A 3,710-nucleotide genomic window follows, 5' to 3' on the forward strand; every position below is an offset into this window, starting at 1 on the left:
GGCGTTCTTGCACATGTGCAAATCCTGAGCCAGCTTGGGCGCACCAGTGATGCCGCAGAAATGCTCAAGGCGCGCTTCGGCGAGACGCAAGATCCCGAGATTGTTCAGATGCGGACGCGACTCGACGCAGGAGAAATACTTCCGTTCGATTTGATCACATCGCCGCAAGATGGGCTGGCTGAAGTGAATTTTACGATTGCGGGTGCGCTGGCAGCAGAGCCACGTGGCACAGATACGCTCTTGTTTGCACGGGTAGCGCAGCATTTGCGCCCAGAAATGGTCGATGCGAGCTTGCTTTTGGCGCAGTTGCTTGAGGATCAAGGGCAGCTTGATGCCGCAGTGGCGGCCTACCGTTCTGTTCCAAGTGATCATCCAGCCTTCCATGTGGCCGAGATGGGCCGTGCAGAAGCATTGCGCGCGGCAGACAAGATGGATGCGGCGCTCGAGGTGATGGAAAAACTTTCGATTAGCCACGCGAACCTGCCCGTCGTGCACAGCGCGATGGGCGATCTCTTGCGCGGCGCTGATCGGTTTGAAGACGCGCAGAGGGCCTATGACCGCTCGCTTGCTCTTTGGGATGGGCGCGAAAATACGGACTGGCGCACGCTCTACACCCGCGGGATCGTGCATGAGCGTCTTGGCAACTGGGATAAGGCCGAAGCCGATTTTCGTGCGGCATTGGTGATCAGCCCTGGAGAGCCGAATGTCTTGAACTATCTTGGGTATTCGCTCGTTGAGCAGCGCAGAAAGCTCGATGAAGCACTTGAGATGATTGAACAGGCGGTCGCGGCGCGGCCGCAGAGCGGCTATATTATTGACAGTCTGGGCTGGGCACTTTTTCGCCTTGGCCGGTATGATGAGGCTGTGCCCCATATGGAGCGCGCGGCCGAGCTCATGTCGATTGATCCAGTGGTCAATGACCATTTAGGAGACGTTTACTGGGCTGTTGGGCGAAAACTTGAGGCGCAATTCCAGTGGAAGAGGGCCTTATCGTTCATTGACTACGGCGAGGTCAGTCAGGATGCTGACCCTGAGCGTATCCGCCGCAAGCTTGAGATCGGGCTGGACCGTGTTTTGGAAGAGGAAGGCGCAAAACCGCTTGAGCTTGTAAATGACGATAGCTGAACGAGTTGAGGTCTTTGCGCCTGCCAAAGTGAACCTAGCATTGCAAGTAACAGGGCAAAGATCGGATGGTTATCATTTGCTCGACAGCTTGGTGATGTTTGCCAATCTGGGAGACCGTTTAAGCGCCCGTTTGGTGGATGTGCCCAGTTTGAACGTGACGGGGCCGCTCGCAGGTGGCGTTCCGACGGGGCCGGAAAACCTTGTTTTGAGAGCTGCAGCCTGGATGCGACAGAGCGCAGCCTTCCAACTCGAGAAAAACTTGCCAATCGCAGCAGGGATCGGCGGCGGATCTTCCGATGCGGCGGCTGCGTTGCGCGCACTTGAGACGCTGACAGGGCAGAGTATAGACGGGGCGCAGCTGGCTGAACTTGGCGCGGATGTGCCTGTCTGTTATTTTGGCCGCGCGTGTCGGATGACGGGCGTTGGCGAGCAAATTGAGGCCGTGGATCTGCCGCGCGTGGCAGCTGTTTTGGTCAACCCGCGCGTCGAAGTGGAAACACCTCATGTCTTTGGCAAATTGGCCGCAAAGAACAATACACCGTTGCCAGAGCTGCCAAAGCTGAGGAGCGCTTCAGACTTGATTGTGTTTTTGAAAGAGCAGACCCGCAACGATCTTGAGCCGCCTGCGCTGGTGCTTGCGCCTGTGATTGGTGAGGTGCTCGACAGGCTATGGGGACTGCAAGACGCGCGGTTGGCGCGGATGTCTGGCTCTGGCGCAACTTGCTTTGCGCTTTTTGAGGAGATTGGTGCGGCGGCAGCGGCAGCGGCAACCCTTCAGGCGCAGCGCCCTGAGTGGTGGGTAAGCGCTGTTTGGCTCAGTTGAGCGAATTTTCGCGCTCGGCTTGCAACCCTTTCTTTACACGTTACGTTTAGGGTGCAGAGAGGATTCGGATCATGCCAAAGCTCATCAAGCTCTACATCGTCAACGTTGCCATCGGGTTTGCGCTCGCTGGGCTGTTTGTTGGAATGTTGCTCTGGTTCAACATCGCGAATCTTTGGCATTTGGTCAGCACCTCGGACAAGGGCCTTCTGGCCGTCGTTGTTTTGTGGATTTCTAACGGCGTGATCTTTGCGGGCGTGCAGTTTGGAATCGCTGTGATGCGGATGAAAGATGATGACGATGATGAGCCGCGTGGTGGCAACCGCGCGCCGAGCCTAGTGCATTTGGCGGAGCCTGTGCTTGTGCGCGTGAAGGCCAAAAAACCACAGCAACAGTCCCACCGCTACTAAGCGCTCTTGTAAGGCCTTGCTTCTATATCAGAAAAAATGGTGACGGAACCACCGCAGCCGTTGGGTTATCTCATTCCCGAGGACCTGTATGTACAGGTGGGCGTCAGGTAACATGGCCAGAGCCATGACAGAGCCAACTCCCTCGGAATGCTTAAGGCCACCGGAATGCAACCGTAAAACGAGAAGGGCAGAAGCCGTCTTGTTTTAGGTAGGGCTTGTGGAGGCGCTGCGCAAGTGGCCTTCGTGAGGCTTTGTATACAAGTAGGTCGCTGATCACAGCGCTGTGACTTAGCGGTCTATATCAAATCGGATATGAAAAACTTCAGCCTTTGACTGCTTTGGCAGCCGCAAGAATTTCTTCCGCGATTTCCTCTGCCTCTTCGGAGGTGAAATCCATTGGGATTTCAACGCCGTTTGCCTCAATGAAGATACGCACCATGCCTTGATCGGTTGGACCGATTTGCAAGTTGGCTTCAATGTCACGTTCGGTGTTGATGCCCATTATGGCTCTCCTTTAGACCTCTTTGTCAGCTAGCGAATTTTGGCTTGCGATGCAAGCAAGCTGGGAGCAGGGCTTGGGAGTGATAGATGTTAGGCTCAGAGTATTTTCGCTCAGCGGTCTTGCGTGACTGGGCGTTTGCGCGCTCAATACTGATTGGTCGCTTTGACGTCGAGCTTGTTGAACAAAGCTTGGAAATTGAGCTTTAAGGCTCTTGCATTCATCCGCATGGAAAGTTAAATCACCCGCAATGCCGCCTTAGCTCAGTTGGTTAGAGCACTGGTTTGTGGAACCAGGGGTCCCCCGTTCGAGCCGGGGAGGCGGTACCATCACTCCCCAGTTAAAATTTTAACTTCTTGTAGAAGTGTCTTGCCGTCGCGAGCGAAGATGAGAATGCGCTCGTCTGTTGTGACTATGGCAAACCAGTTTTCGCCTTGGGTAAAGGCTTGTGCTTTTGTGCCTTCGGGGAGGGTCATCCGCGCAGGCAGGGGGGGAACATCAGCATTCAAGCGGATGACAAGCAGGGCAATGACCGCTACAAGCCCGACAATCATTACCCCAGCAAGGGTTGTTACCAGAAGTTTGAGGTAACGCACGAGGCTCGGGTCAACTTCGTTTTCTTCAAGACCTTCGGGGGTTTCACTCATGGCAGATGCCTCGCTAGAATTTAGGATCCTTGAGGATCCGCCTGCACGCCTTGATAAGGCGCTTTCGCGCGATGTGCCAGAGGCGGCCTCCTTAAGCCGTACGCGGTTGGCGCGGCTGATGGAAGAGGGGGCAGTGCGTATCAATGGCGCTGTCGCCGAGAACCCGAAGGCCAAGGTTGTTGAGGGTGATTTGGTACAGATCGTGCTGG

At 55.5% G+C, this 3,710-nt stretch carries 6 protein-coding genes and 1 tRNA gene; 5 read left to right on the plus strand and 2 right to left on the minus strand.

Going from position 1 to position 3,710, the window contains the following annotated elements:
- From ACTF58_RS13350 to ACTF58_RS13360, 3 genes are all read left to right on the plus strand, one after another.
- A partial coding sequence (locus ACTF58_RS13350) for a tetratricopeptide repeat protein (RefSeq protein WP_438992460.1) occupies positions 1-1,125 on the plus strand: 1,125 nt, incomplete at its 5' end.
- Positions 1,112-1,948 (plus strand): 4-(cytidine 5'-diphospho)-2-C-methyl-D-erythritol kinase, encoded by an 837-nt coding sequence (locus tag ACTF58_RS13355; RefSeq protein ID WP_438992461.1) that lies wholly within the window; start codon positions 1,112-1,114, stop codon positions 1,946-1,948. The genes ACTF58_RS13350 and ACTF58_RS13355, both read left to right, overlap by 14 nt.
- Before the next feature lie 71 nt (positions 1,949-2,019).
- Entirely contained in the window at positions 2,020-2,355 is a 336-nt protein-coding gene (locus ACTF58_RS13360) for a hypothetical protein (RefSeq protein WP_438981308.1), read from the plus strand.
- 322 nt (positions 2,356-2,677) lie between these two features.
- Here ACTF58_RS13360 and ACTF58_RS13365 read toward each other — a convergent pair whose 3' ends face one another.
- Entirely contained in the window at positions 2,678-2,857 is a 180-nt protein-coding gene (locus tag ACTF58_RS13365) for a DUF6324 family protein (RefSeq protein WP_298802930.1), read from the minus strand.
- A 249-nt stretch (positions 2,858-3,106) separates the two neighbouring features.
- Here ACTF58_RS13365 and ACTF58_RS13370 point away from each other — a divergent pair.
- Positions 3,107-3,183: transfer RNA gene (locus ACTF58_RS13370), tRNA-His, on the plus strand.
- Here ACTF58_RS13370 and ACTF58_RS13375 read toward each other — a convergent pair.
- A complete protein-coding gene (locus tag ACTF58_RS13375; protein ID WP_438992462.1) occupies positions 3,184-3,501 on the minus strand; it encodes a DUF6476 family protein in 318 nt (105 codons plus the stop codon).
- Here ACTF58_RS13375 and ACTF58_RS13380 point away from each other — a divergent pair.
- On the plus strand, positions 3,500-3,710 hold a 211-nt coding region (locus ACTF58_RS13380), incomplete at its 3' end, for a S4 domain-containing protein (RefSeq protein WP_438992463.1). The two genes, ACTF58_RS13375 and ACTF58_RS13380, sit on opposite strands and share 2 nt — an antisense overlap.

The sequence above is a fragment of the Lentibacter sp. genome (assembly GCF_965657785.1).
Lineage (GTDB): Bacteria > Pseudomonadota > Alphaproteobacteria > Rhodobacterales > Rhodobacteraceae > Lentibacter.

Coding starts and splice junctions, on each gene's coding strand:
- ACTF58_RS13355 (WP_438992461.1), top strand. CDS start 1,112: ATGACGATAGCTGAACGAGTTGAGGTCTTTGCGCCTGCCAAAGTGAAC.
- ACTF58_RS13360 (WP_438981308.1), top strand. CDS start 2,020: ATGCCAAAGCTCATCAAGCTCTACATCGTCAACGTTGCCATCGGGTTT.
- ACTF58_RS13365 (WP_298802930.1), bottom strand. CDS start 2,857: ATGGGCATCAACACCGAACGTGACATTGAAGCCAACTTGCAAATCGGT.
- ACTF58_RS13375 (WP_438992462.1), bottom strand. CDS start 3,501: ATGAGTGAAACCCCCGAAGGTCTTGAAGAAAACGAAGTTGACCCGAGC.